Genomic DNA, 22,772 nt, shown 5'->3' on the forward strand with positions numbered 1-22,772 from the left:
CGGCCGTCATGCTCGGGCTTGACCCGAGCATCTCGGAAACCAGCGCTCTCTCGTCACGAGATCCTCGGGTCGAAGCCAGGCTTCGCCCGAGAATGACGTTTGGGGCTACCCGATCCCCCGGCCCTTCAGCGCCGTGCCGATCTCGTCCAGCACGCTCGCGTCCTCGATTGTCGCTGGCACCGCATAGTCCTGCCCATCCGCGATCTTCTTCATAGTCGCGCGCAGGATCTTGCCGGATCGTGTCTTGGGCAGCCTGGCGACCGTCAGCGCCAGCTTGAAGGCCGCCACGGGGCCGATCCGTTCGCGACCAGCGCGACCAGCTCCCTCTCGACCTCGGCGGGTGCTTGCGTCACCCCGGCCTTCAACACCACGAAGCCGCAGGGCTGCTCGCCCTTCAGCGCATCGTGGATGCCGACGACGGCGCATTCCGCCACGGCCGGGTGCGAGGCCAGGACCTCCTCCATGCCGCCTGTCGAGAGCCTGTGTCCGGCGACGTTGATGATGTCGTCGGTGCGCCCCATGATGAAGACATAGCCGTCCGCATCGATGAAGCCGGCATCCGAGGTGTTGTAGTATCCCGGATAGGTGGTCAGATAAGCCTCGCGAAAGCGCTGGTCGTCATTCCAAAGGGTCGGCAGCGCGCCCGGCGGCAACGGCAGCTTGATCGCGATGGCGCCCATCGTGCCCGGCGGAACCTGCCGGCCGCCTTCGTCAAGGCACTGCACGTCCCAGCCAGGCAAGGGCACGGTCGGCGAGCCGTGCTTGACCGGCAGCAGCCCCAGCCCCATCGGGTCACCGACGATGGGCGAGCCGCTTTCGGTCTGCCACCAATGGTCGATCACCGGCACCTTCAGCAGATCCTCGGCCCATTTCAGCGTCTCGGAATCGGCCCGCTCGCCGGCGAGAAACAGCGCCCTGAAATGCGAAAGATCGTGCCCCTCGCGGTATCGGCCCTCGGGATCCTCCTTGCGGATGGCGCGGAAGGCGGTCGGCGCCGTGAACAGCACCTTGACCTTGTGCTCCGCGATGACCCGCCAGAAGGCGCCGGGGTCGGGCGTGCCGACCGGCTTGCCCTCGTAGAGCACGCTGGTCGCACCCTGGATCAGCGGCGCGTAGACGATATAGCCGTGGCCAACGACCCACCCGACATCGGACGCGCAGAACATCACCTCGCCTGGCTTCACGTCGAAGAGCTGGTCCATCGTCGCCTTCATCACGACGAGATGGCCGCCATTGTCGCGCACCACGCCCTTGGGCCGGCCCGTCGTGCCGGAGGTGTAGAGCACATAGAGCGGGTCGGTCGCCGCGACCTCCACGCACTCCACCCGGCGCCCGGCGGCCTTGGCGGCAGCGACCAGCATCCGCCAGCTCTGGTCCCGCCCTGCCGTCATCGAGGCCTCGACTTGCGGCCGCTGCAAGAACACGCAGCTCTGCGGCTTGTGCACGGCCATCGCGATCGCGCCATCGAGCAGCGGCTTGTATTCGACGACTCGCGTCGGCTCGACGCCGCAGGTCGCGGTCAGGATCACCTTGGGCTGCGCATCGTCGATCCGCGTCGCCAGTTCCTTCGCGGCGAAACCACCGAACACCACCGAATGCACCGCCCCGATCCGCGCGCAGGCGAGCATCGCGAACGCCGCCTCCGGGACCATTGGCATATAGATCAGGACGCGGTCGCCCTTGGCGACGCCAAGCTCCTGCAGAACGGCGCCGAGTGTCGCCACCTCCTCCAGCATCTGGGCGTAGCTGTAGGCCGCCTTCGTCCCGGTGACGGGGCTGTCATAGATGAGCGCAGTCTGCGCTCCGCGTCCATCGCGGACGTGCCGGTCCAGCGCATTGAAGCAGGTGTTGCAGGTCGCATCCGGGAACCATCGGCCATAAATCCCGGCTTCCGGGTCGAAGGCCTTCTCCGGTGGCTTGATCCAGTCGATCCCTCGGGCGATGTCGAGCCAATAAGCCTCCGGTTCCGCCTGCCAGCGCGCATAGGTCTTGGCATAGCGCGATCCGCCTGCGGGCCGTGAAGCATGGGCACCATTCATCGGAAGCGTTCCTCCCCGCCGGTTTTCGTCTTAAGCCTTGCTTGCGGCGGCATCGCGAAGCGGATCGGCGCGGAATCTGCGGAAGCCGGTCTCGTGACGCAAGCGTCAGGCCGTAAGACTTTCGCCGGAACCGCCTGCTCGCATGTCTCTAGATCTCGCTTTCTTCGCGGCCGCCGTGCCGGCAGTTATTCTCGCCGGGCTGGCCAAGGGCGGTTTCGCCGGCCTCGGGCTTCTGTCCGTGCCGCTGATGGCGCTCTCGGTCTCGCCGGTGACGGCGGGCGCGATCATGTTGCCCTTGCTCATCGTGCAGGATGTGGTCTCGGTCTGGAGCTATCGCCGTGAATTCGACCGGCGCAACCTCATGACGCTGGCACCCGGCGCGCTGCTCGGCGTGCTCGCCGCCTACCTGTTGGCGGCGAAGGTGTCGGACATGGCGGTGGGGTTCGCGGTCGGTGTGATCTCGATCGGCTTTGCGCTGCGCCGCATGCTCGCCGGCGGGCAGATCGAGCGCCGGGTGCGCCGCCCCAGTTGGTCCGGGGGCACCCTCTGGGGTTTCATCTGTGGCTTCACCAGCATGATCGCCCATGCTGGCGGGCCGCCTTTCCAGATCTATGTCATGCCGCAGAAGCTGCCCCCGGCCTCTTTCATCGGCACCGGAGCGCTGTTCTTCGCCGCGCTGAACTGGGTGAAGGTCGCGCCCTATATTGCGCTCGGCCAGTTCAGCAGCGCCAATCTCCTGGCCTCGGCGGCGCTGCTGCCGGTCGCGATCCTGTCCACCTTCGCCGGAATCTGGCTGATCCGCCGCGTCCCGGCGGAGCGCTTTTACGGCATCATCTACTGGCTGCTGCTGGTGGTGGGTGCCAAGCTGATCTGGGACGGCATCAGGCATCTGCCGCTTTTCGGCTGAACCAGCGCTAGGAGCGACAAAAGGGATGACGTGCGGCAAGCCGAGCCATTAGCCTGACGCACTCCGCATGGAAGGCACCCATGATCCGCTCGGCCTACGATACCGATCTCGACCGCAACCCGGCCAATCATCAGCCGCTGACGCCGCTGGCATTCCTGGAGCGAGCCGCGGCCATTTTCCCCGAGCGCACGGCGATCATCCACGGCCCGCTGCGCTGCGACTATGCGACATTCTATGCCCGCACGCGGCGTCTGGCCTCGGCCCTGTCGAAACACGGCATCGGCAAGAACGACACCGTCGCCGCGATGCTGCCAAACACCCCGGCCATGCTCGAATGCCATTACGGGGTGCCGATGGCAGGCGCCGTGCTCAACACGCTGAACACCCGCCTCGATGCCGCGATCATCGCCTTCTCGCTCGACCATGGCGACGCCAGGGTGCTGATCGCCGACCTTGAATTCTCCAAAACCGTCGAGGAGGCGCTGCGGCTCTGCAAGGTCAAACCGCTGGTCATCGACTATGACGACCCGGTCTATGACGGGCCGGGCGAGCGACTGGGCGAGATCGAATACGAGGATTTTCTGTCGAGCGGAGACCCCGATTTCGCCTGGAGCATGCCCTCCAACGAATGGGACGCGATCGCGCTGAACTACACCTCGGGCACCACCGGAGACCCGAAAGGCGTGGTCTATCACCATCGCGGCGCCAGCCTGCTCGCGACCTCCAATGTGATCACCGGCAACCTCGGCCGCCATCCGGTCTATCTCTGGACGCTGCCGATGTTTCACTGCAATGGCTGGTGCTTCCCCTGGACGATCTCGATCGTCGCCGGCACGCATGTCTGCCTGCGGCAGGTCCGGGCCAAGGCGATGTACGATGCGCTGGCCGAGCATGGCGTGACGCATCTGTGCGGGGCACCGATCGTGATGTCGACGCTGCTCAACGCTCCGCCGGCCGAGCGTCGCGAGTTCGCACAGACCGTCTCATTCTTTACCGCCGCCGCCCCGCCCCCTGAGGCCGTTCTTGCCGGCATGAAGCAGGCGGGATTCGAGGTGACGCATCTCTACGGGTTGACGGAGTGCTACGGCCCGGCCGTCGTCAACGAGTGGAACGACGATTGGAATGCCCTCTCGGTACCGGAGCAGACGACTAGGAAAGCCCGCCAGGGCGTGCGCTATCCGGCGCTGGAAGAGCTCGATGTTCTCGACCCCGAGACGATGCAGCCGGTCGTGCGCGACGGCCGGTCCCTCGGTGAGGTGATGATGCGCGGGAATGTCGTGATGAAGGGCTATCTGAAGAACCCCACCGCCACCCAGGCCGCCTTCGCCGGAGGCTGGTTCCACACCGGCGATCTCGCCGTGCGCTACCCGGACGGCTATCTCCAGCTCAAGGACCGGTCGAAGGACATCATCATCTCGGGTGGCGAGAACATCTCCTCGATCGAGGTCGAGGACGCGCTCTACAAGCATCCGGCGATACAATCGGCAGCCGTCGTCGCGAAGCCGGACGAGAAATGGGGCGAGAGCCCTTGCGCCTTCATCGAGCTAAAACCCGGCGCGAGCGCCACCAAAGACGAGATCCTGGACTGGTGCAGGCAGCATCTGGCTTCGTTCAAATGTCCCCGGACCATCGTCTTCGCCGACGTTCCCAAAACCTCGACCGGCAAGATCCAGAAGTTCCGCTTGCGGGAGCTTGCGCGAGCGCTCTGATGGCTCGCAAAACGAAGCGCCGCCGCTCGGCTTGAACCGAGCGACAGCGCTTTGGAAGTGCAACGGACCGGTGCGGTTCAGGACCGGGTGAGCTGTCCGTTCGGCGTATAACGATCGACCGCATCCGGCAGCACGGTCGAGAGCTTGTCGAGCAGCTCCTGACGCGACAAGCCGGTATGCTGGGCGATCTTGTCTAGGATCTCTGGCCCGATAGCCTGTTCCAGATCGCCGGGCGCAACCTGCTGGTTTGGCCCTTGCGACACCCAGGAATTGGCCTTGTCGCCATGGCCATTCTGGTTGAAGCGATCGACGAGCTCGCCGAGCCCGTTGTTGAGCATGGCGCCGATGCCGCCCGCTCCCAACAGACCGCCGAGGCCGCCGAGCATCCCGCCGCCACCACCGCCGGCCTGCTCCGGCGCGACGCCGGTTTGGCCGAGAGGCGGAACGGAGCCTTGCGGGGCCGCACCGCGGTTGCCCATCCATTCAGAGATCTTGTCGCGGTTCTGGTAGCCGGCCACCGCCAACAGACCAAGAAGCGCGGTCAGCGACGGAAAGCCGCCATTGTCATCGCTCATGATGGTTCTCCGTTATGGCTGAAGACGACGCTCAGGCGCGCCGACCCGAGACCGCGCCCCAGATGACCAGCACGACGATGGCGCCGACGACAGCGCCGATCAAACCCGCGCCCTGGCCGGGGGCATACCAACCCATGGCCTGCCCGAGATAGGTCGCGACGAAGGCGCCGACGATGCCGAGGATCGTGGTCAGAATGAAGCCGGATGGCTCGTTGGAGCCCGGCGCGATGAACTTCGCGATGACGCCAGCGACGAAGCCGATGATGATGGTCCAGATGATACCCATGCTATCCCTCCCAGGTTCGAGCGGGGCTTTAACCCGCACGACCCGCGCAAAGTTCCCCACCTCCGCAGCATTGCATCGGTCGACGAAATAAAAAAGACCGGCCCTAGGGCCGGTCTGATCCGCATCTTCAACTCGTCGGGGCGTGACTCGTCGGGTTATATGACGCGCCCCAAGCCCGGTTCGGCTCAGTGCAGCGTCCGTTCCGGTATCGTCAGTCTCACGCGCTCGATCTCGTCCTTGAGTTGCAACTTCTTGCGTTTGAGCTCGGCCATGCTGAGACCGTCAGACGATGGACTGACCGCCGCCTGGGCGATGGCGTCTTCGAGCTGACGGTGTTTGCGTTCGAGTTCGGCAAGCCTGGTCTGCAACGACATCTGGATCCTCCTGATGAGCAGTTGAGATGAAGCAATCTGACAGAAAGCCGGCTTCACGTCTGCACCGCATTGTCACGGCGCATTCATGAGATTCTGTGATCCTCGCCAGCTCCTGCCCTCGCAGCCGTGAATAGACGGCTTTTGAGGCGTTTGCCGCGCGACACGCTCTTGCGAGGCGCCTCGCGGCACGGGCATAGTCGCGACGAACTGCGGCGATGATGAGATGGCTATGGGATTCGAGCTGAGCCCCGAGGAGGTCGAGACCTTCACTGCGGAACTTGCGCGCTTGCGCGAGGAGCATCGCGATCTCGACAGCGCCATCGACGCCCTTGAACGGGTCGGCTCGATCAATCAGGTGCAGGTGCAACGCCTGAAGAAGCGAAAGCTCTACCTGAAGGATCGCATCTCGCAGATCGAGGATGCGCTGACCCCGGACATCATTGCCTGAATCACAGGCTTTCAGTGCCGTCGCGCGGCTGATTCGCCCTTGCTTATCGGCGGTTCGGCAGTCTAGATCGCGCGCTTCCAGAGCGGAGCCGTCAGGCGCATCATGGCCACAACCTCCACACCCGTCGCCATCATCATGGGCAGCCAGTCCGATTGGGCGACGATGCGCCATGCCGCCGAGGCGCTGGACGCGCTCGCCATCGCCTACGACGCCCGCATCGTCTCCGCCCATCGCACGCCAGACCGGCTCTTCGCCTTCGCCAAGGGCGCCAGGGCCGAAGGCTTCAAGGTGGTGATCGCGGGCGCCGGCGGGGCGGCCCATCTGCCGGGCATGACGGCCTCGCTGACGCCGCTGCCGGTCTTCGGCGTGCCGGTCGAATCGAAGGCGCTGTCGGGACAGGACAGCCTGCTTTCCATCGTGCAGATGCCGGCGGGCATTCCCGTCGGCACGCTCGCCATCGGCCGGGCTGGCGCGGTCAACGCCGCCCTGCTCGCCGCCGCCGTGCTGGCCCTTTCGGACGAAAGCCTGGCCGAACGCCTCGACGCCTATCGCGCCCGCCAGAGCGCCGGCATCGCCGAGCGCCCCAGCCGGGACGAGGCATGAGCGCGCCCCTCCCTGCCGGCCTCGCACCCGGCGCGGTTCTCGGCATCCTCGGCGGCGGCCAGCTTGCCCGCATGATGGTGCTCGCCGCGGCCGATCTTGGGATCCGCTGCCATGTCCTGGCTCCGGATACGGATTGTCCGGCCTTCGACGTGGCCGCCCGCCACACCATTGCGGATTACGAGGACGAGGCGGCGCTGGCGCAGTTCGCCGACGGCGTCGATGTCGTGACGTATGAATTCGAGAACGTCCCGGCCGCGACGGCGGCCTTTCTGGCCGCGCGGACCTCGCTGCACCCCGGCGCGCAGGCGCTGGCCGTGACCCAGGACCGGCTGAGTGAAAAGAGCTTCATCGCCGACCTCGGGCTTGAGGTCGCGCCCTTCCGTGCGGTGGATTCACTGGAGGATCTGGAGGTCGCGATTGTCGCGATCGGCCGGCCCGCCGTCCTGAAGACGCGCCGCTTCGGTTATGACGGCAAGGGTCAGGTCAAGATCACGCTTGGGACCGACATCGCGGAAGCCTATGAGGCGATCGGGCATTTCCCTGCGATCCTCGAAGGCTTCGTGCCGTTCGTGCGCGAGGTTTCGGTGGTGGCGGCTCGCGGGTCGGACGGGGCCTTCGCCGCATTCGATGTGTGCGAAAACGAGCACCGCGACCACATCCTTGCCTTCACCCGTATCCCGGCTCGCTTGTCCGATGCAGCCTCGAAAGACGCCATCGAGGCGGCGCGGCGCATCGGCGAGGCACTGGGCTATGTCGGCGTCTTCGCGGTGGAACTGTTCGTGCTGGAAGAGGCTGGCGGCGAACGCATCGTCGTCAACGAGATCGCCCCGCGCGTCCACAATTCCGGGCACTGGACCAGCGAGGGCGCCGAGACCTCGCAATTTCACCAGCATGTCCGGGCGGTGTGCGGGTTCCCGCTCGGCTCGCCCGCACGGCGGGGCCGCGTCGAGATGGAGAACCTCATCGGCGACGCGGCGCTGCGCTGGGCCGAGATCCTGGCCGAGCCCGGCGCCCATCTTCATCTCTACGGCAAGCGCGATGTCCGGCCCGGCCGGAAGATGGGTCACGTGACCCGGGTGAGCCCCGAAACCGCCTGAAAGCAGCCGCTGCGAAAAAAGGCCGCTTTGGCCTGATTTTTAGGACTGTCGGGGCGTGGACAGCTCCTCGGAATTCTGTTATCGGCACCCACCCTTGAGCGACGCGCAGCGCGTGCCGCCGGCCCGGATTTTTGGATCAACCGCTCACTAACGGACGTTTCACGTGCAGGTTCTCGTTCGCGACAACAATGTCGACCAGGCTCTCCGCGCCCTCAAGAAAAAGATGCAGCGCGAAGGCATCTTCCGCGAGATGAAGCTGCGTGGACATTACGAGAAGCCCTCTGAGAAGAGAGCCCGCGAATCGGCCGAGGCCGTGCGCCGCGCCCGCAAGCTGCACCGCAAGAAGCTGCAGCGCGAAGGCCTGCTCCCCATGCCGGTCAAGGCGAAAGTCTCCTGATTTTGTTCGGACGACGCGTCGTCGTTCGACAAAGCTTTTAGAAAAAGCGCCTGGAGCCCGCTCCGGGCGCTGTTGCTTTTCAAGGGCCTTGCGTTTGAGCGACGCCTCCGTTCTCTAGACCACGGCGACCAAGCGCTGGACGTTAACCAAGTTTTGGCGGGTTGCAGGCGTTTGCTGAGGCAAGCGCCGTTCGGTTGGGGTAGCGCGATCACGCCGCGACGGGCTCACAAGCCCTGCTCCCTCGGGAACGCGGCAGGCACGACACGAATCGAAGGGGCTTGAGCATGATCCGAGGCAATATCTGGTTGGCCGCATCCGGCCTCGCGCTGATGTTGGGAGGCTGCGACACTGTTTCCGGCATCTCGTCGCAAGCCAATGTCGCGGTGCTGGACACCAGCACTGCCGCGGATGCCAGCGTCAATATCGGCTCGCTGAGCGAGGTCATCAGCCGCAATCCCAACGACGCCGGCGCCTATAACACGCGCGGCGCGGCTTACGCCCGCGTCGGGCGCTTCTCGGATGCGGTCTCGGACTTCACCAAGGCCGTCCAGATCGACCCGAACCTTGCGTCCGCCTACACCAATCGCGGCCTCGCCTTGCGCCAGACCGGCAAGAACGACGCGGCCATGTCCGATTTCGGTCGCTCGGTCGCGGCCAATCCCAATTATGCGCCGGCCTATATCGCGCGTGCCAATCTGCTGCGCCTGCAGGGCAATCTGCCAGCGGCGCTGGCCGACCTGAACACGGCGATCCGCCTCAATCCGGAATCGGCCGAGGCTTTCCACTCACGGGGCCTCGTCTACCAGAAGCAGGGTCAGAACCAGCAGGCCGTGACGGACTTCGATTCGGTCATCGACCGTAATCCCTATACCGCGCCGCCCTATATCGCTCGGGGCCAGAGCCTCAACGCGCTCGGCAAATACGATGCGGCGCTGGAGGACTTCACGGCCGCGCTCAACGTCGATAACCGCAGCGCCGAGGCCTGGACCGGCCGGGGCTTCGCCCAGGAAAAGCTCGGCCAGAAGACCGAAGCGCAGCAATCCTACCAGCGCGCCATCGGGCTGGACGGCAACAACGCCGATGCCCGCTCCGGGCTCTCGCGCACGGGCGGTGGCGGCGGCGGGCTGTTCAGGAGCTGAGGCGCCGAGCGGCGCTCTTCTTCTCCGAAGACGCGTCAACGAATTTCAAAGAAAAAGGCCGGCTTCCGCCGGCCTTTTTCTCGTTTGGAGCGGCGTCGGCGTCTCAGTGCGCCATCGCCTTGACGATCTCGTCGGTGACCTTCTTGGCGTCGCCGAACAACATCATCGTGTTGGGGCGGAAGAACAGCTCGTTCTCGACGCCGGCATAACCCGCCGCCATGCCGCGCTTGATGAAGATCACGGTCTTGGCCTTCTCGACGTCGAGGATCGGCATGCCGTAGATCGGCGAGGTCTTGTCGGTCTTGGCGGCCGGGTTGGTGACGTCGTTGGCCCCGATGACGAAGGCGACATCGGCCTGCCCGAATTCCGAGTTGATGTCCTCGAGCTCGAAGACCTCGTCATAGGGCACGTTGGCCTCGGCCAGCAGCACGTTCATATGGCCGGGCATGCGCCCCGCCACCGGATGAATGGCGTATTTGACCTCGACGCCTTCCTTCTTCAGCAAATCGACCATCTCGCGCAGCGTGTGCTGCGCCTGCGCCACCGCCATGCCATAGCCGGGCACGATGATGACCTTGCCGGCGTTCTTCATGATGTAGGCGGCATCGTCCGGCGAGCCCTGCTTGACCGGCCGCGCCTCGACCGCGCCGGCAGGCCCGGCCGCAGCGTCGCCGCCGAAACCGCCGAGGATGACAGAGATGAAGCTCCGGTTCATCGCCTTGCACATGATGTAGGACAGGATCGCGCCGGACGATCCGACCAGCGCGCCGGTGATGATCAGCGCCATGTTGCCGAGCGTGAAGCCGATGCCGGCGGCAGCCCAGCCGGAATAGGAGTTCAGCATCGAGACGACGACGGGCATGTCCGCCCCGCCGATCGGGATGATCAGCAGCACGCCGAGCGCGAAGGAGACCGCCACGATCAGCCAGAAGACGACATGGCTCTCGGTCTTCAGGAAGATCGCCAGCAGCACGACCAGCGCGATTGCGAGCCCGATATTGATGCCGTGGCGCTGCGGCAGCATGATCGGCTTGCCGCTCATCCGCCCGTCGAGCTTGAGGAAGGCGATGATCGAGCCGGTGAAGGTGATCGCGCCGATGGCGACGCCGAGCGCCATCTCGAACAGGCTGGAGCCGTGGATCATGCCGCCATGGCCGATGCCGAAGGCCTCCGGCGCATAGAGCGCGGCCGCCGCCACCAGCACAGCCGCAAGGCCCACCAGCGAGTGGAAGAAGGCAACGAGCTGCGGCATCTGCGTCATCTGCACGCGCTTGGCCATGACAGCGCCGATACCGCCACCGATGGCAATGCCAAGGATGACAAGCAGCCAGCCGGAGAAGCCCGCCGGCGGAAAGAACACCACCGTGGTCAGGATGGCGATCGCCATGCCGATCATGCCGTAGCGGTTGCCCTGCCGCGACGTGGTCGGATGCGACAGGCCACGCAGGGCCATGATGAACAGGACGCCGGAGACGACGTAGAGCAGGGCTGAGAGGTTGGCGGCCATGCGCTCAGCCCTTCTTCTTGTACATGGCGAGCATCCGCTCGGTGACGAGGAAGCCGCCGAAGATGTTTACCGAGGCCAGCACGAGCGCGACGAAGCCGAAGACCTTGGCCCAGATCGGGCCGTCGCCCAGCGACGGCAGCGCCTCGACACCCACCGCCAGCAGCGCACCGACGACGATGACCGAGGAGATCGCGTTGGTGACCGACATCAGCGGCGTGTGCAGCGCCGGCGTTACCGACCAGACGACGTAATAGCCGACGAAGACGGCCAGCACGAAGATGGCAAGGCGGTAGATCGTCGGGTCGATGCCGCCGGTGGCGAGGCTCGCCGCGGCAGCAGCCTGATCGGCATAGCGCTCGGCCAGCTCGGCCGCCTGCCGGGCGAGGGTCGCGGCCGCGCGAGCCTGGTCCAGGGCCTGTTCGGGTGCCGGATTAGCCATTGTTGACGCTCCCATCGACAAGCACAGGCGCAGGCTCGACCACCGCTGGGGCGGCCTTCGCTGCGAAATTCGGATGGATCACGGCGCCGTCCCGGGTCAGGGCGGTCGCCTTCACCAGTTCATCGTCCCAGTTCACGGCAATCTTCTTCTCGGTCTTGTCGATCAGCGTCTCGACGAAGGCGTAGAGGTTCTTGGCGTAAAGCGCGGACGCGGTCGCGGCGAGGCGACCGGGCACGTTGAGATGGCCGACGATCTTGACGCCGTTCGGCGTGGTAACGACCTCGCCCGGCTTGGCGAGTTCGCAATTGCCGCCGCGCTCGACCGCGAGGTCGATGATCACGGAACCCGGCTTCATGCTCTCGACCATCGCGGCGGTGATCAGCCTCGGGGCGGGACGGCCGGGGATGAGCGCGGTGGTGATGACGATGTCCTGCTTGGCGATGTGGCTGGCGGTCAGCTCGGCCTGCTTCGCCTGATATTCCCCGGACATTTCCTTGGCGTAGCCGCCGGCCGTCTGCGCCTGCTTGAACTCCTCGTCCTCCACGGCGAGGAACTTGGCGCCGAGCGATTCGACCTGTTCCTTGGTGGCAGGCCGCACATCGGTCGCGGTGACGATGGCACCCAGGCGCCTTGCCGTGGCGATGGCCTGCAGGCCGGCGACACCGACGCCCATGATGAAGATCCTGGCGGCGGGCACGGTGCCGGCCGCCGTCATCATCATCGGCAGCGCCCGGCCGTATTCGGCAGCACCGTCGATCACGGCACGGTAGCCGGAAAGGTTGGCCTGCGAGGACAATACGTCCATCACCTGCGCGCGGGTGATGCGCGGCATGAACTCCATCGCGAAGGCCGAGACATTGGCCTTGGCCAGCGCCTCGATCTGCGCTTCGTTGCCATAGGGGTCCATCGCCGCGACGACGAGCGCGCCCGAAGGCAGCCCTGCAACCTCGTCGGGCCCGGGACGGCGAACCTTTAGCACGATATCCGCGCCGGCCAGCGCATCAGCGGCACTGGGCGCAATGCTCGCACCCGCCGCTTCGTACTCCGCATCCGGAATACCAGCGTTCTTGCCGGCGCCGGCTTCGACCATCACTTCGGCCCCGAGGCCCATGAACTTGCGAACGGTTTCCGGCGTGGCGGCGACACGAGTCTCCGCCCCTTGCGTTTCGGCTGGGACAGCAATGCGCATGGTGGGGACGAGCCTTTCCGAAGCGACGGGAAGCAGATCAGTACAGCAGCAGCGCGAGCAGCATCAGCACCAGCGCGACGAGTGGAGCCCGCCAGGAGATCTTGTCCGAGGCGATGCCGACGCCGGTGCCGATCACGGCCAGGATCGTGCCGATCAGCGCCGTGCCCCAGGCATGCTTGGTGCCGCCGACGGCAAGCGCGGCGACGATCGCGATGCAGGCCACCGTGCCGACCTCGGCGAAGTGCACGAAGCCGACATAGGTCTTCTCGTGCTCGGGATAGTCCATCGCGGGGGTATCGGCGTGATGGGCGTGGTCGGCCATGAGTCTCGATCCTGAAAAAGACACAGTCGCTTTAGGCTGTAGCGCACCTGTGTCGGGCGGGCAAACGCATCTGCATGCCCGCCCACAAATCGGCGCAAACCCAATTATGAGCCGCCGATAATCGACGCCAGCCCAAATTTCAATCGATTTAATTTGCGAGAAGCGCGCCTATTTCACACTCAAGGCGACAATCCTGCCAGCGCAAGCGCGGCTGCCTGCCGCTCGGTCACGGCCTCGACCGAGAAGCCTTCGATCTCCGCTTCGAACATCCGGTGGAAATTCAGCTCCGCATCGAGATGCAGAAAGACGCCGCCGAGCCCGATCGCAGCCCGGTCCATGAACACGAACTCCCGCGGCACGGTCACCGGCCCCCTCGCCTTCAGGGCCTGATGCACCTGGAAGGCCTGCTTGCGCCCATATTCGGCCGGGCTGACATCCTCCGCGATCCGCCGAACCCGATCCTCCAGAAGCGGCCCATAAATGAAGCGCGCCCAAATGTTCAGCGTATCGACCAGCTCCTTGCTCAGCCCCTTGAAGCCCCAGGTCTCGTAGGCGTGGACGACGCGGGCATCATCGCCGGTTTGAAGGCCACGATAGAGATCGACCACGCCGCCGACGAAACTCGGCGGGAAGATGCGGATGCAGCCATAGTCCAGCAGGTTGACCCCCTGCGGCTCGCCGCCTTCCGAGAAGACCGTGTAGTTCCCCAGATGCGGATCGCCATGGATCGCGCCATGACGGCTTAAGGGGCGCCACCACGCCTTGAACATCGCGGTCGAAATCCGGTCGCGAACGGCTTGGCCATCCGTTTTGTGCGAGAGGATCGACGTGCCCTCAAGCCAGTGCATGCTGAGCAGGCGCTTGGTCGAGAGACTGTCCTCGACCGCTGGAACACGAATTTCGGGCGTTTGCGCCAGCATGGTCCGGTAGAGCGCGGCATGCTTCGCCTCGCGGCGATAATCCAACTCTTCGCGGACGCGCGCACCGATTTCCTCGACGATCTCGCTGGTGTCGATCACCGCGCCCATGCGCCGATGCAGCGAGAACAACACTTCGAGCTGCGCGATGTCGGCTTCGACTGCCGATTCCATATCCGGATATTGCAGCTTGCAGGCGAGCGCGCCGCCTTCCAGGGTCGTGGCGCGATGCACCTGGCCGAGCGAGGCGGCTGCCGCCGGCTTCAGATCGAACTCGCCGAAGCGCTCGCGCCAGCCGGCACCGAGTTCGGCCATCATCCGCCGCTTGACGAAGGCCGCGCCCATCGGCGGCGCCTGCGACTGCAGCTTCTGCAGCTCGGCGGCGTATTCCGGCGGCACGACATCCGGAATGGTGGCGACGAGCTGCGCCACCTTCATGATCGGGCCCTTCAGCCCACCAAGCGCCTTCGCCAGCGCCTCGGCATTGGAAGCGTCGCGCCCCTCCATGCCGAAAAGCCGCGCGCCGGCCATCCGCGCCGCCACCCCACCGACATTGGCGCCGACGCGGGCATAGCGCGCCGCGCGGGCGGAAAATCGGTTAGCTTCGCTGTCGCGCTCTGACATGGGATAGGGCTCTCGCTTTCAATCGAGAATGTAGGAAGCGCACGGGGCTGCAACCAGAGTCCACGACGCCGCACGACGCCGTCATTGCGAGCGCAGCGAAGCAATCCAGGGGGACTGGATCGAACGTTTCACCCGGTCTTCCTGGATTGCTTCGTCGCTACCTCCTCGCAATGACGATCTGAGGCACCTCAACCCTGGCCCTGTCCTGCCAGCAGGCAGATCCGCCGCGCCACCTCATAGGAAGCCTCGAAAGCCGGAACGGGCAGGCACTCGAAACGCGAGTGGAAGTTCAGTCCGCCGGTGAAGAAGTTCGGCGTCGGCAATCCACGCGCCGACAGCGCCGCGCCATCGGTCCCGCCGCGCATCGGAATGATTTTCGGCGCGATCTGAAGCTCGTTCAGAGCCGTCATCAGCAGATCGACCGAGCGGCGGTCATCGCCCAGGCTGTCGCTGATGTTGCCATAGGTATCGCTGACCTCCCAGCGCACCTCCCCTGTCGGATAGCGGCTGGCGATCTCCTGCCCCACCTCGCCGATCCTCCGCTTACGCGCAGCGAAAGAGGCACGGTCGAAATCGCGGATATTCGCTTTCAGCACAGCCTGCGATGCGTCAGCGCTCAGGCCGGTGAACCAGACATAGCCTTCCCGGCCTTCCGTCTGCTCCGGCGTCTGGGCCCGGTCGAAGGCGGCGACGAAATCCTGCGCCATCAGCAGCGGGTTCACCAGCACGCCCTTGGCCGACATCGGATGGGCGGTGACGCCGGTGAAGACGATCTCGGCCGCCGCCGCATTGAAGTTCTCGTAGACCACCTCGCCCAGTTCGCAGCTGTCGATCGTATAGGCGAAGTCGCAGGCGAAGCGCTTGAGATCGAGCGCCTTGGCGCCGCGCAGGCCGATCTCCTCGTCCGGCACGAAGGCGACATGGATGTCGCCATGCCTATCCTCCGGTGTCAGCCGGGAAAGCAGCGTCATCACGATCGCGACCGCCGCCTTGTTGTCGGCGCCGAGCACGCTGGTGCCGTCGCTGAAGACGACATCATGCCCCCTCCAGGGCGCGATTTCCGGATGCTCGGCCACACGCAACCAGATGTCCTTCTCCGCATTCAGGCAGAGATCCTCGCCGGCGAAGCGCAACAATTGCGGGCTGATCGCCGGTGACAGGCCGACATCGACGGTATCAAGATGGGCGATGAAGCCGATGCGCGGCGCGCCCGCCACCGTGCCGCGCTTCACCGCCGTCACGGTGGCATGCGCGTCGATGACGATGTCGTCGAGGCCGAGCACCCGCAGCTCGCCGGCGAGCTGCTCCGCCAGCGTTTGCTGGCCCGGCGTGCTCGGCAATGTCGTCGCGGAGGCATCGCTTTGGCTGTCGATCGCCACATAACGGAAAAAGCGATCCAGCAATTCATCGCGCAGGGTCATGATCAAGGATCTCCGGCGCCGCCTCGCATATTGGCCGGCGGCAACATCAACGAGCTATGCCAGTTGCGCCGGCACCGGCGCCACCTGAAACCGCAAGCGCCGTCATGCGTCCCTATCAGCATGCGTCCATGCGAGGCGCACGCGATCGCAGCATGTGGAGGATGTCATGACGGAACGTGCCGAGCAGTCGCAGGGCGCCCCTCATCCTGAAGAAATGCGCGCCAGCGTCACGCTGCGTCTAGGCGGCGACCGGGTGCTCGAAGCCGAGGCCCGGACGACCCCTGCGGGCATCGTCGCCGTCGGCGTCGCAGTGGCGGCGATCCTCGCCTCGACAGCCGTTCTCGTGAGAGCCGCGCGCCCGGGCGTGAGGTGGCTACGTTTCTAAAACAACGGCGTGGCATGGCCCGGATACCGGTCGATCGGCCGGTTCAAGCGAGCGCTTCCTTTGGCCAATTGTCGCGGATCCAGCGGGTCAGCCCCTCCTCGTCAACCTCTCCGGCCGCGAGGGCGAGGATGGCGGCGGCGGCCATCGCTGGGTCGACATCAAAGTCGATCCCATTGAGGCCGAGAAAAACCAGCATGCAGGCGAAGGCTGCCCGCTTATTGCCGTCGATAAAAGGATGGTTCCGCGCGATGCCGAAGGCATAGGTCGCCGCAAGCGCTGCAAGATCGGTTTCGCCATAGCTGAACTTGTTGGGCGCCCGCGCGAGAGCTGAATCAAGCAAGCCCGGATCGCGAATGCCCTCGGGCCCTCCGAAAATGACGAGTTGTTCGGCGTGGATGTCCAGAGCAAGCGCGACGCTGACCCATGAAGGCTCGGTCATTTGGCGAGTTCTCGATAAGTCGCAGCATATTTCTTGAACGACTTGCGAGCGATCGCCATGCCCCGCGCGTGCAGATCGTCATGGCGCTGAAGCTTGAGGCCGCCTTCCGGCTGTCTCACGACCTCGAGCTGGTCACCCTCGCTGAAACCGAGTTGGAGCAAAAGCTCCTTGGGCAGGATGAGGCCGAGGGAATTGCCGATTCGACGAATCTGTAGAACCGTGGCGTCGGATTGGGCCGCCTTCGCAATCTCGTTCATAAGCTCGCTCCCTCGTTATACCCCGAGTATAACACGCAACGCGGCTGGCGTCATGGATATTGAGTCCTTGTCACCTGACTCAGGACCTCAGCTACACTGACGCGAACGCCGAGGATAAAGCGCATCTGCCGCAGCAACCTCCACCTTGTCGGCTTTAAGATCGGGGCGAAGGGGAAGACGCCATGCTGAAGCGCTTTGCCACCTACGAAGAAACCGCCGCCCGCTTCGCCTGGGCGATCCCCGATCGCTTCAACATCGGCACCGCCTGCTCGGACGCTCACGCCGATGGGACAGGGAAACCGGCACTGATCTTCGGGGATGACGGCGGCCGGGTCTCGACGCTGTCCTTCGACGATCTTTCCCGCGCCTCGAACTGCTTCGCCAATCTGCTGGCCGCGCACGGTATCGGGCCGGGCGAGCGCGTCGGCATCCTGCTGCCGCAATCCCCGCAGACCGCGATCGCGCATCTCGGCACCTATAAGCGAGGCGCCATCGCTTTGCCGCTCTTCATCCAGTTCGGGCCCGAAGCGCTCGAGCATCGGCTTGGCCATAGCGGCGCCAGCATCCTCGTCACCGACGCCGAGAACATCGGAAAGGTCGAGGCGATCCGGGATGCGCTTCCTTATCTGCGAAAGATCCTCGTCGTCGGCGGCGCCGGCTATCTCGACTTCGAGACCGAAATGTCGAAAGCCTCCGACAGTTTCGCAGCGGCGGAAACCCGCGCCAACGACCCGGCCGTCATCATCTACACCTCCGGCACGACGGGTAAGCCGAAAGGCGCGCTGCACGCCCACCGCGTGCTGCTCGGCCATCTGCCGGGCGTGCAGATGCCGCAGGAGTTCTTTCCGCAGCCGGGCGACCTGTTCTGGACCCCGGCCGACTGGGCCTGGATTGGCGGCCTGCTCGACGTGCTGCTGCCAAGCCTTTACTGCGGCATCCCCGTGCTGGCCTCCCGCGCCCGCAAATTCGATCCCGAGGCGGCCTTCGCCTTGATGGCGCGCCACAAGGTCCGCAACGCCTTCCTGCCCCCGACCGCGTTGAAGCTGATGCGACAGGTCGGCAATCCCCGGCGCTTCGACTATGAAATGCGCTCGATCGGCACCGGCGGCGAAACGCTGGGCGCCGATATGCTCGACTGGAGCCGCGAGACCTTCGGCTTTCCCGTGAACGAGTTCTACGGACAGACGGAAGCGAACCTGCTCGTCGCCAATGGCGCGAGCCTTTTCCCCATCAGGCCGGGCTCGATGGGCCGCGCGGTGCCGGGCCATCGGGTCGCGGTCATATCGCCGGAAGGCCGCGAATTGCCGGCGGGCGAAGCGGGCCTGATCGCGGTGGCACGGCCCGACCCGGTGATGATGATCGAATACTGGAACCAGCCCGAAGCGACGGCCGCGAAGTTCATCGGCGACTGGCTGGTGACGGGCGACACCGGCACCCGTGACGAAGAGGGCTATTTCTGGTTCCAGGGCCGCGACGACGACATCATCTCGTCCGGCTCCTACCGCATCGGGCCGGGCGATATCGAGGATTGCATCATGCGCCATCCGGCCGTGCTGATGGTGGCCGTGGTGGGCGTGCCGGATCCCGTCCGCACGGAAATCGTCAAGGCCTTCGTACTGCCGAAACCGGGTATCGTCCCAAGCGCGGCCCTGGCGGCGGAAATCCAGGCGGTCGTGCGCGATCGGCTGGCGGCCTATCAGTACCCGCGCGAGGTGGAGTTCGTGACCGAACTGCCGATGACCGCGACCGGCAAGATCAGGCGGAAGGATTTGCGGGACGCAGAGGTGGCAAAGCAACGGGGCGAATGACGCGCGCCGTCATGCTCGGGCTTGACCCGAGCATCTCCTGCCGAAGGAGGCGTCAATGCCTTATCTGGCCCGAGATTCTCGGGTCTACGCTACGCTTCGCCCGAGAATGACGACCTCGATCTAGCGAGCCTCCAACACCAGCTCGAACGTCATCAGCACGGGGTTGTCGCCGCGCACCAGCCGGCCGCTCGCCAGGCCGCCGCGATAGTCCACCAGCGCGACATCGGTCGCCGCCCGCAACCCCTCGCCGCCATCGGCAATCCGCCCTTCAGTGATCGCGACCTCGGTGGCGAAATTCTCGACCACGCTGCCGTCGGCAAACCGCGCGCCGATGGTCGAGCCGACGCCGCCATGGATGACCGCCTCATGGATGCCCTGCTCGGCGCAGAAGGCTTCCAGCGCACCGCAAAGATCGATATTGGGCTTGATCCGCAGCGCATAGAACCGGCCGTTATGCGTCGCCTCGAGCATTGGTGCGGGCTTGGCCCCGAAGAGTTTGAAGTGGGTCTCGTCATCCGGCTCGCCGACGAAGGCCGCGCCGTCGAGCCCAAGGGCCGGCACCGTGATCGTCTCGGCCACCACCGTCTCCTCGGGCAGGATATGCCCGCCGCTGCGCTTTCCCGAGCCTTCCGTCCATACCGCATGAGCGTGAAAGAACGGTCCGCCGTCGCGCTGGCCGAACGTCATGGTGCCGACCTCGACGCGCGCGACGCCGCCAGGGCGAAAAGTGTCGCTGTAGAAGGCGGCATGTTCCGGCGTCTTCGACAGCGCCGGCATCACATAGGCGAAGGGCGACAGCGCAAGCCCGTCGAGCTTCGCGACGCCTGAGACGAAGCCAGCCGCGGCGAAGCTGCGCCGCACCGCCTCCAGCAAGGGCAGCCCGGCCTCCAGCGTGATCGGGAAGGGAAGCCCGTGGCACTCCGCCCACTGGATGCGCTCGGGGGTGCCGACGCCCGGTTGTTGGATGCTTCTCATCAGTCCAGCCATCATCTCAGCCCTCATCCTGAGGAGCCGCGAAGCGGCATCTCGAAGGATGCTCCAGATACCTCAGAAGCCAACTGGAACATCCTTTGAGATGCGGACTGCGTCCGCTCCTCAGGATGAAGGCTGCGGTTCGGCGAAGAGGAAACGTCACGACACCTTCCCCCCCATCCGCGCAAGCTCGCCGCGTTTCTCCAGCTCATCCTTCACCAGGCGTTTGGGCACCTTGCCGTAGCCCGATTTCGGCAGCGCCTCCCAGAACAGGAAGCGCTTGGGCATCTTGTAGCGGGCGATCTTCGGCGAGAGGAAATCGGCGATCTCGGCCTCGGTCGCACTTTGGCCAGGCCTGTTGACGCAGACCGCGATGCCGATCTCGCCCCAGACAGGATCGGGCACGCCCAGCACCGCAACCTCGGCGATGGCCGGATGGGTCAGGATCTTCTCCTCGATCTCGCGCGGATAGATGTTGGAGCCACCGGAGATGTACATGTCGGAGGCCCGGCCGGTGATGTAGACGAAGCCCTGCTCGTCCATATGGCCGAGATCGCCGGTGCGGAACCAGCCGTCGCGGAAGGACTTCGCATTGGCCTCTGGGTTGTCGTAATAGCCGGCGAAGACGGCGGGCCCGATCACGCAGATCTCGCCTTGCACGTTCGCCGCGACCTCCCGGCCCTCCTCATCCTGGATTTGCACCTGCATGCCCGTGCGCTCGAAGCCGCAGGTGCCGATGCGTGCATGCGGCCCGTCCTCGGGCTCGTGCAGCGCCGGCGGCAGCACGGTAATGTTGCCGGTGACCTCGCCCAGCCCGAAATACTGCACGATCACCTTGCCGAGCTTGGCCAGCGCCGCCTTCTGGTCCTCGCGATACATCGGCGCGCCCGCATAGATGATGTGGCGCAGGCTGGAATGATCATGGCTGTCGGCAGCAGGATGCTCGACCAGCATCTTCAGGATCGTCGGCACGGTGAAGATGTTGGTGATGCGGTGCTTTTCGATCAGCCGATAGGCCTCGTCGATATCGAAGCGCTCGCTCGACAGCAGAATCGAGGTCGCGCCCCGCGCTGACATCATCAGCTGGTGCACGCCCGCGCCGTGGGAGAGCGGCGCCACCACCAATGAGGCGTCGGCCTCTGTCGAGCCCGGCACGAGATCGCAAAGGTGGTTGGTGATGACGAAGCCCATCTGGCCATGCGTCAGCACCGCCGCCTTTGAGCGCCCGGTCGTGCCGGAGGTGAAGAAGAACCAGCACGGATCGTCGCGTTCGACCGCGACATTCCCGACTTTGGTGCCGAGACGGCGCGCGATCACCGCGCCGACCTCGTCCTCGCCGAAAGCGCCCTCGCCGATCCGCCAGGTGAACTCCGGCGCCGGGCTTGCCGCCGCGACGGTCGCCGCGTGTTCCGGGAAATCGCCATGGCAGAGGAAGGCCTTGGCACCGGAGGCGGTCGCGAGATAGGCGACCTCGTCCGGCAGCAGGCGGAAATTCGTCGGCACCCAGACCGCGCCGAGCCGGAAGGTCGCGAACATCGAGACGAACATCGCGTCGCAGTTCTTGGAATGAACGAGCAGCCGGTCGCCCTTACCGAGGCCGCGCGCCTTAAGGCCGGCGGCGAGCGCCGACACCTGCGCATCGATCTGCGCCCAATCCAGCGTCCTCTCGCCCCAGATGAAGGCCGGATGCTGCGCCAACCGCCGCGCATTCTGCGTCGCGATATGGCCGAGGTTCATCACCCGTCGCGTCATCGGCACGACGCCACCGGTCGGCGCCACAGTTGCGCTCACCATTTTCATGCACTCCTTTTCGCAAGGGGTATGATCGGGGCTCCCGCTGCCGGCGCGACCCCCCGCTTCGATCCGAACATCGTGGCAAGCAGGCCCTCGATCAGCCGCACTTCCTGTTTCAGCAACGCGCCGATCCCGGAGCGCCGCTCGGCGGTCATGCGGCTGTCGATCGCGGCGATCGACAAAGCTCCTGCGACACGCCCGTCCGGATAGCGAAACGCAGCGCCGAGGCCCCAGGAGCTTGCGACGACCCGCCCCGGGTTCACCGCGACCCCGAGTTCGCGTGTCTCAGCGATATCGTCCCGCAATGTACGCGGCCCGAATGCGGGGTAGCGCGCCTCCAGCACCGAGGCATTGGCCGCGACGATCCGGTCCACATCATCGTCAGGCAAGGCTGCTAGGATTGCGAGAGAACCCGCTCCAACCCCCAGGGGATGCTGGTCGCCCACCTGCAAGGCATGGGTCCGGACCGGATAGGTGCCCTCCTCCCGATGCAGGCAGACAGCGTAATTGTCGCGCCGAACTGTCAGGAAGCTCGTATCCTGCGTCTCGCGCGCCAGCCTCTTGAGGCCATCCATCGTCAGATCGAGCAATCCGTGGCGCCGCCCCGCAAGCACGCCGAGCACGAACGCTTCCTCGCCAAGGCAATAGCAGCGCGTCACCGGCTCCTGCTCCACCAGCCCGGCGCGCATCAGGGCCAGCAGCAGGCGCCGCGCCGTCGGCTTGTTGAGGCCGCTGGCGGCGACGATCTCGCCCAGCGGTAAGCCCTGCGCCGGCTCCCGCCCGATCAGCGACAGCAGCCCGAGCGCACGATCCACGCTCTGCGAGCCCGACAATTCTGCGGACTGACCGGCAAGGGCTGGCAAAAGACGCCTCTCCCACGAAGTCCATCATGTGGACCTTCTTCTTGGACTACGAGCCTAGTCAGCGCTGGGCTCGATTGCAATGGTGTGCGCCTCATGCCATCGTCAGTGGGTTCCACGCTCGTCTCGTTCACAGTGTGGACCGCAATCGACGCCGGCCCTTGTTCACGAGATCGGCGCGATGGGAGGAACGCGAATGACCCGGAGCGCGCTGCGCGACGACATCTGTAAAGGCGCCCGCGCCGGCGATATCGCCGAAGACGC

Annotated in this window: 22 protein-coding genes and 2 pseudogenes; 9 read left to right on the forward strand and 15 right to left on the reverse strand. The window is 65.5% G+C overall.

Annotated elements, in window-relative coordinates; genetic code table 11:
* Nucleotides 1-105: 105 nt before the first annotated feature.
* Nucleotides 106-2,039, reverse strand: a pseudogene (locus AC1DR6_RS15070) (propionyl-CoA synthetase).
* A gap of 142 nt (nt 2,040-2,181) precedes the next feature.
* Here AC1DR6_RS15070 and AC1DR6_RS15075 point away from each other — a divergent pair.
* Entirely contained in the window at nt 2,182-2,946 is a 765-nt protein-coding gene (locus AC1DR6_RS15075; RefSeq protein WP_476830060.1) for a sulfite exporter TauE/SafE family protein, read from the forward strand.
* An 80-nt stretch (nt 2,947-3,026) separates the two neighbouring features.
* A complete protein-coding gene (locus AC1DR6_RS15080; RefSeq protein WP_476830061.1) occupies nt 3,027-4,655 on the forward strand; it encodes an acyl-CoA synthetase in 1,629 nt (542 codons plus the stop codon).
* A gap of 77 nt (nt 4,656-4,732) precedes the next feature.
* On the opposite strand, the gene AC1DR6_RS15085 is transcribed toward AC1DR6_RS15080, so the two are convergent.
* The 3 genes from AC1DR6_RS15085 to AC1DR6_RS15095 all read right to left on the reverse strand — a co-directional run bounded on the left by AC1DR6_RS15085 (nt 4,733) and on the right by AC1DR6_RS15095 (nt 5,890).
* Nucleotides 4,733-5,230, reverse strand: a complete 498-nt coding sequence (locus tag AC1DR6_RS15085; RefSeq protein WP_476830062.1) for a YidB family protein — start codon at nt 5,228-5,230, stop codon at nt 4,733-4,735.
* A gap of 31 nt (nt 5,231-5,261) precedes the next feature.
* Entirely contained in the window at nt 5,262-5,516 is a 255-nt protein-coding gene (locus AC1DR6_RS15090; protein ID WP_476830063.1) for a GlsB/YeaQ/YmgE family stress response membrane protein, read from the reverse strand.
* Between the two features lie 185 nt (nt 5,517-5,701).
* Nucleotides 5,702-5,890: a YdcH family protein gene (locus tag AC1DR6_RS15095; protein ID WP_476830064.1), complete on the reverse strand. Its 189-nt coding sequence runs from the start codon at nt 5,888-5,890 to the stop codon at nt 5,702-5,704.
* A 229-nt stretch (nt 5,891-6,119) separates the two neighbouring features.
* On the opposite strand from AC1DR6_RS15095, the gene AC1DR6_RS15100 reads away from it, so the two are divergent.
* The 5 genes and pseudogenes from AC1DR6_RS15100 (at nt 6,120) to AC1DR6_RS15120 (ending at nt 9,574) form a co-directional block, all read left to right on the forward strand.
* Nucleotides 6,120-6,338: a YdcH family protein gene (locus AC1DR6_RS15100; protein ID WP_076438768.1), complete on the forward strand. Its 219-nt coding sequence runs from the start codon at nt 6,120-6,122 to the stop codon at nt 6,336-6,338.
* Nucleotides 6,339-6,440: 102 nt separating this feature from the next.
* Nucleotides 6,441-6,941 carry a 5-(carboxyamino)imidazole ribonucleotide mutase gene (gene purE, locus AC1DR6_RS15105; RefSeq protein WP_476830065.1) on the forward strand — a complete coding sequence of 167 codons (501 nt, stop codon included), beginning with the start codon at nt 6,441-6,443 and terminating at the stop codon, nt 6,939-6,941.
* Entirely contained in the window at nt 6,938-8,038 is a 1,101-nt protein-coding gene (locus AC1DR6_RS15110) for a 5-(carboxyamino)imidazole ribonucleotide synthase (protein ID WP_476830066.1), read from the forward strand. The genes purE and AC1DR6_RS15110 overlap by 4 nt, the downstream gene beginning before the upstream one ends.
* 163 nt (nt 8,039-8,201) lie before the next feature.
* Nucleotides 8,202-8,420: pseudogene (rpsU, locus tag AC1DR6_RS15115) on the forward strand (30S ribosomal protein S21); the annotation flags it as partial.
* A gap of 299 nt (nt 8,421-8,719) precedes the next feature.
* Nucleotides 8,720-9,574 (forward strand): tetratricopeptide repeat protein, encoded by an 855-nt coding sequence (locus AC1DR6_RS15120; RefSeq protein WP_476830067.1) that lies wholly within the window; start codon nt 8,720-8,722, stop codon nt 9,572-9,574.
* 103 nt (nt 9,575-9,677) lie between these two features.
* Here AC1DR6_RS15120 and AC1DR6_RS15125 read toward each other — a convergent pair whose 3' ends face one another.
* The 6 genes from AC1DR6_RS15125 to pepT form a co-directional block, all read right to left on the reverse strand.
* Entirely contained in the window at nt 9,678-11,081 is a 1,404-nt protein-coding gene (locus tag AC1DR6_RS15125; RefSeq protein WP_476830068.1) for an NAD(P)(+) transhydrogenase (Re/Si-specific) subunit beta, read from the reverse strand.
* Between the two features lie 4 nt (nt 11,082-11,085).
* Nucleotides 11,086-11,520 carry an NAD(P) transhydrogenase subunit alpha part 2 gene (locus AC1DR6_RS15130; protein WP_476830069.1) on the reverse strand — a complete coding sequence of 145 codons (435 nt, stop codon included), beginning with the start codon at nt 11,518-11,520 and terminating at the stop codon, nt 11,086-11,088.
* Nucleotides 11,513-12,709, reverse strand: a complete 1,197-nt coding sequence (locus AC1DR6_RS15135; protein ID WP_476830070.1) for a Re/Si-specific NAD(P)(+) transhydrogenase subunit alpha — start codon at nt 12,707-12,709, stop codon at nt 11,513-11,515. The genes AC1DR6_RS15130 and AC1DR6_RS15135 overlap by 8 nt, the downstream gene beginning before the upstream one ends.
* Nucleotides 12,710-12,746: 37 nt before the next feature.
* Nucleotides 12,747-13,031, reverse strand: coding sequence for an aa3-type cytochrome c oxidase subunit IV (locus tag AC1DR6_RS15140; RefSeq protein WP_476830071.1), 285 nt, complete (start codon nt 13,029-13,031; stop codon nt 12,747-12,749).
* Nucleotides 13,032-13,210: 179 nt separating this feature from the next.
* Nucleotides 13,211-14,572: an ABC1 kinase family protein gene (locus AC1DR6_RS15145; protein ID WP_476830072.1), complete on the reverse strand. Its 1,362-nt coding sequence runs from the start codon at nt 14,570-14,572 to the stop codon at nt 13,211-13,213.
* 188 nt (nt 14,573-14,760) lie between these two features.
* The gene (gene pepT, locus AC1DR6_RS15150; RefSeq protein ID WP_476830073.1) at nt 14,761-15,993 is read right to left on the reverse strand and encodes a peptidase T; all 1,233 of its coding nucleotides are present in this window, start codon (nt 15,991-15,993) and stop codon (nt 14,761-14,763) included.
* A gap of 166 nt (nt 15,994-16,159) precedes the next feature.
* Between pepT and AC1DR6_RS15155 the strand changes: the two genes are divergently transcribed.
* Complete coding sequence (locus AC1DR6_RS15155; RefSeq protein WP_476830074.1) at nt 16,160-16,378, forward strand: hypothetical protein; 219 nt, start codon at nt 16,160-16,162, stop codon at nt 16,376-16,378.
* Between the two features lie 43 nt (nt 16,379-16,421).
* Here the strand turns inward: AC1DR6_RS15155 and AC1DR6_RS15160 are convergent, their stop codons facing one another.
* Nucleotides 16,422-16,817, reverse strand: coding sequence for a type II toxin-antitoxin system death-on-curing family toxin (locus AC1DR6_RS15160; protein ID WP_476830075.1), 396 nt, complete (start codon nt 16,815-16,817; stop codon nt 16,422-16,424).
* Nucleotides 16,814-17,074, reverse strand: coding sequence for an AbrB/MazE/SpoVT family DNA-binding domain-containing protein (locus AC1DR6_RS15165; RefSeq protein ID WP_476830076.1), 261 nt, complete (start codon nt 17,072-17,074; stop codon nt 16,814-16,816). The genes AC1DR6_RS15160 and AC1DR6_RS15165 overlap by 4 nt, the downstream gene beginning before the upstream one ends.
* A 182-nt stretch (nt 17,075-17,256) precedes the next feature.
* Here AC1DR6_RS15165 and AC1DR6_RS15170 point away from each other — a divergent pair, with 182 nt between their 5' ends.
* Complete coding sequence (locus tag AC1DR6_RS15170; protein WP_476830077.1) at nt 17,257-18,882, forward strand: acyl-CoA synthetase; 1,626 nt, start codon at nt 17,257-17,259, stop codon at nt 18,880-18,882.
* A 120-nt stretch (nt 18,883-19,002) separates the two neighbouring features.
* Here AC1DR6_RS15170 and AC1DR6_RS15175 read toward each other — a convergent pair whose 3' ends face one another.
* The 3 genes from AC1DR6_RS15175 to AC1DR6_RS15185 form a co-directional block, all read right to left on the reverse strand.
* Nucleotides 19,003-19,857: a PCC domain-containing protein gene (locus AC1DR6_RS15175; RefSeq protein WP_476830078.1), complete on the reverse strand. Its 855-nt coding sequence runs from the start codon at nt 19,855-19,857 to the stop codon at nt 19,003-19,005.
* Nucleotides 19,858-20,013: 156 nt separating this feature from the next.
* Nucleotides 20,014-21,648 (reverse strand): acyl-CoA synthetase, encoded by a 1,635-nt coding sequence (locus AC1DR6_RS15180; RefSeq protein WP_476830079.1) that lies wholly within the window; start codon nt 21,646-21,648, stop codon nt 20,014-20,016.
* Nucleotides 21,649-21,650: 2 nt separating this feature from the next.
* Nucleotides 21,651-22,463: an IclR family transcriptional regulator gene (locus tag AC1DR6_RS15185; protein WP_476830080.1), complete on the reverse strand. Its 813-nt coding sequence runs from the start codon at nt 22,461-22,463 to the stop codon at nt 21,651-21,653.
* Between the last annotated feature and the right edge of the window lie 309 nt (nt 22,464-22,772).

This window comes from Allobosea sp. P5_A5 (assembly GCF_056400625.1).

Excerpts from the sequence above, each read along its gene's own strand:
- AC1DR6_RS15075 (WP_476830060.1), top strand. The coding sequence starts at position 2,182 with ATGTCTCTAGATCTCGCTTTCTTCGCGGCCGCCGTGCCGGCAGTTATT.
- AC1DR6_RS15080 (WP_476830061.1), top strand. The coding sequence starts at position 3,027 with ATGATCCGCTCGGCCTACGATACCGATCTCGACCGCAACCCGGCCAAT.
- AC1DR6_RS15085 (WP_476830062.1), bottom strand. The coding sequence starts at position 5,230 with ATGAGCGATGACAATGGCGGCTTTCCGTCGCTGACCGCGCTTCTTGGT.
- AC1DR6_RS15090 (WP_476830063.1), bottom strand. The coding sequence starts at position 5,516 with ATGGGTATCATCTGGACCATCATCATCGGCTTCGTCGCTGGCGTCATC.
- AC1DR6_RS15095 (WP_476830064.1), bottom strand. The coding sequence starts at position 5,890 with ATGTCGTTGCAGACCAGGCTTGCCGAACTCGAACGCAAACACCGTCAG.
- AC1DR6_RS15100 (WP_076438768.1), top strand. The coding sequence starts at position 6,120 with ATGGGATTCGAGCTGAGCCCCGAGGAGGTCGAGACCTTCACTGCGGAA.
- purE (WP_476830065.1), top strand. The coding sequence starts at position 6,441 with ATGGCCACAACCTCCACACCCGTCGCCATCATCATGGGCAGCCAGTCC.
- AC1DR6_RS15110 (WP_476830066.1), top strand. The coding sequence starts at position 6,938 with ATGAGCGCGCCCCTCCCTGCCGGCCTCGCACCCGGCGCGGTTCTCGGC.
- AC1DR6_RS15120 (WP_476830067.1), top strand. The coding sequence starts at position 8,720 with ATGATCCGAGGCAATATCTGGTTGGCCGCATCCGGCCTCGCGCTGATG.
- AC1DR6_RS15125 (WP_476830068.1), bottom strand. The coding sequence starts at position 11,081 with ATGGCCGCCAACCTCTCAGCCCTGCTCTACGTCGTCTCCGGCGTCCTG.
- AC1DR6_RS15130 (WP_476830069.1), bottom strand. The coding sequence starts at position 11,520 with ATGGCTAATCCGGCACCCGAACAGGCCCTGGACCAGGCTCGCGCGGCC.
- AC1DR6_RS15135 (WP_476830070.1), bottom strand. The coding sequence starts at position 12,709 with ATGCGCATTGCTGTCCCAGCCGAAACGCAAGGGGCGGAGACTCGTGTC.
- AC1DR6_RS15140 (WP_476830071.1), bottom strand. The coding sequence starts at position 13,031 with ATGGCCGACCACGCCCATCACGCCGATACCCCCGCGATGGACTATCCC.
- AC1DR6_RS15145 (WP_476830072.1), bottom strand. The coding sequence starts at position 14,572 with ATGTCAGAGCGCGACAGCGAAGCTAACCGATTTTCCGCCCGCGCGGCG.
- pepT (WP_476830073.1), bottom strand. The coding sequence starts at position 15,993 with ATGACCCTGCGCGATGAATTGCTGGATCGCTTTTTCCGTTATGTGGCG.
- AC1DR6_RS15155 (WP_476830074.1), top strand. The coding sequence starts at position 16,160 with ATGACGGAACGTGCCGAGCAGTCGCAGGGCGCCCCTCATCCTGAAGAA.
- AC1DR6_RS15160 (WP_476830075.1), bottom strand. The coding sequence starts at position 16,817 with ATGACCGAGCCTTCATGGGTCAGCGTCGCGCTTGCTCTGGACATCCAC.
- AC1DR6_RS15165 (WP_476830076.1), bottom strand. The coding sequence starts at position 17,074 with ATGAACGAGATTGCGAAGGCGGCCCAATCCGACGCCACGGTTCTACAG.
- AC1DR6_RS15170 (WP_476830077.1), top strand. The coding sequence starts at position 17,257 with ATGCTGAAGCGCTTTGCCACCTACGAAGAAACCGCCGCCCGCTTCGCC.
- AC1DR6_RS15175 (WP_476830078.1), bottom strand. The coding sequence starts at position 19,857 with ATGAGAAGCATCCAACAACCGGGCGTCGGCACCCCCGAGCGCATCCAG.
- AC1DR6_RS15180 (WP_476830079.1), bottom strand. The coding sequence starts at position 21,648 with ATGGTGAGCGCAACTGTGGCGCCGACCGGTGGCGTCGTGCCGATGACG.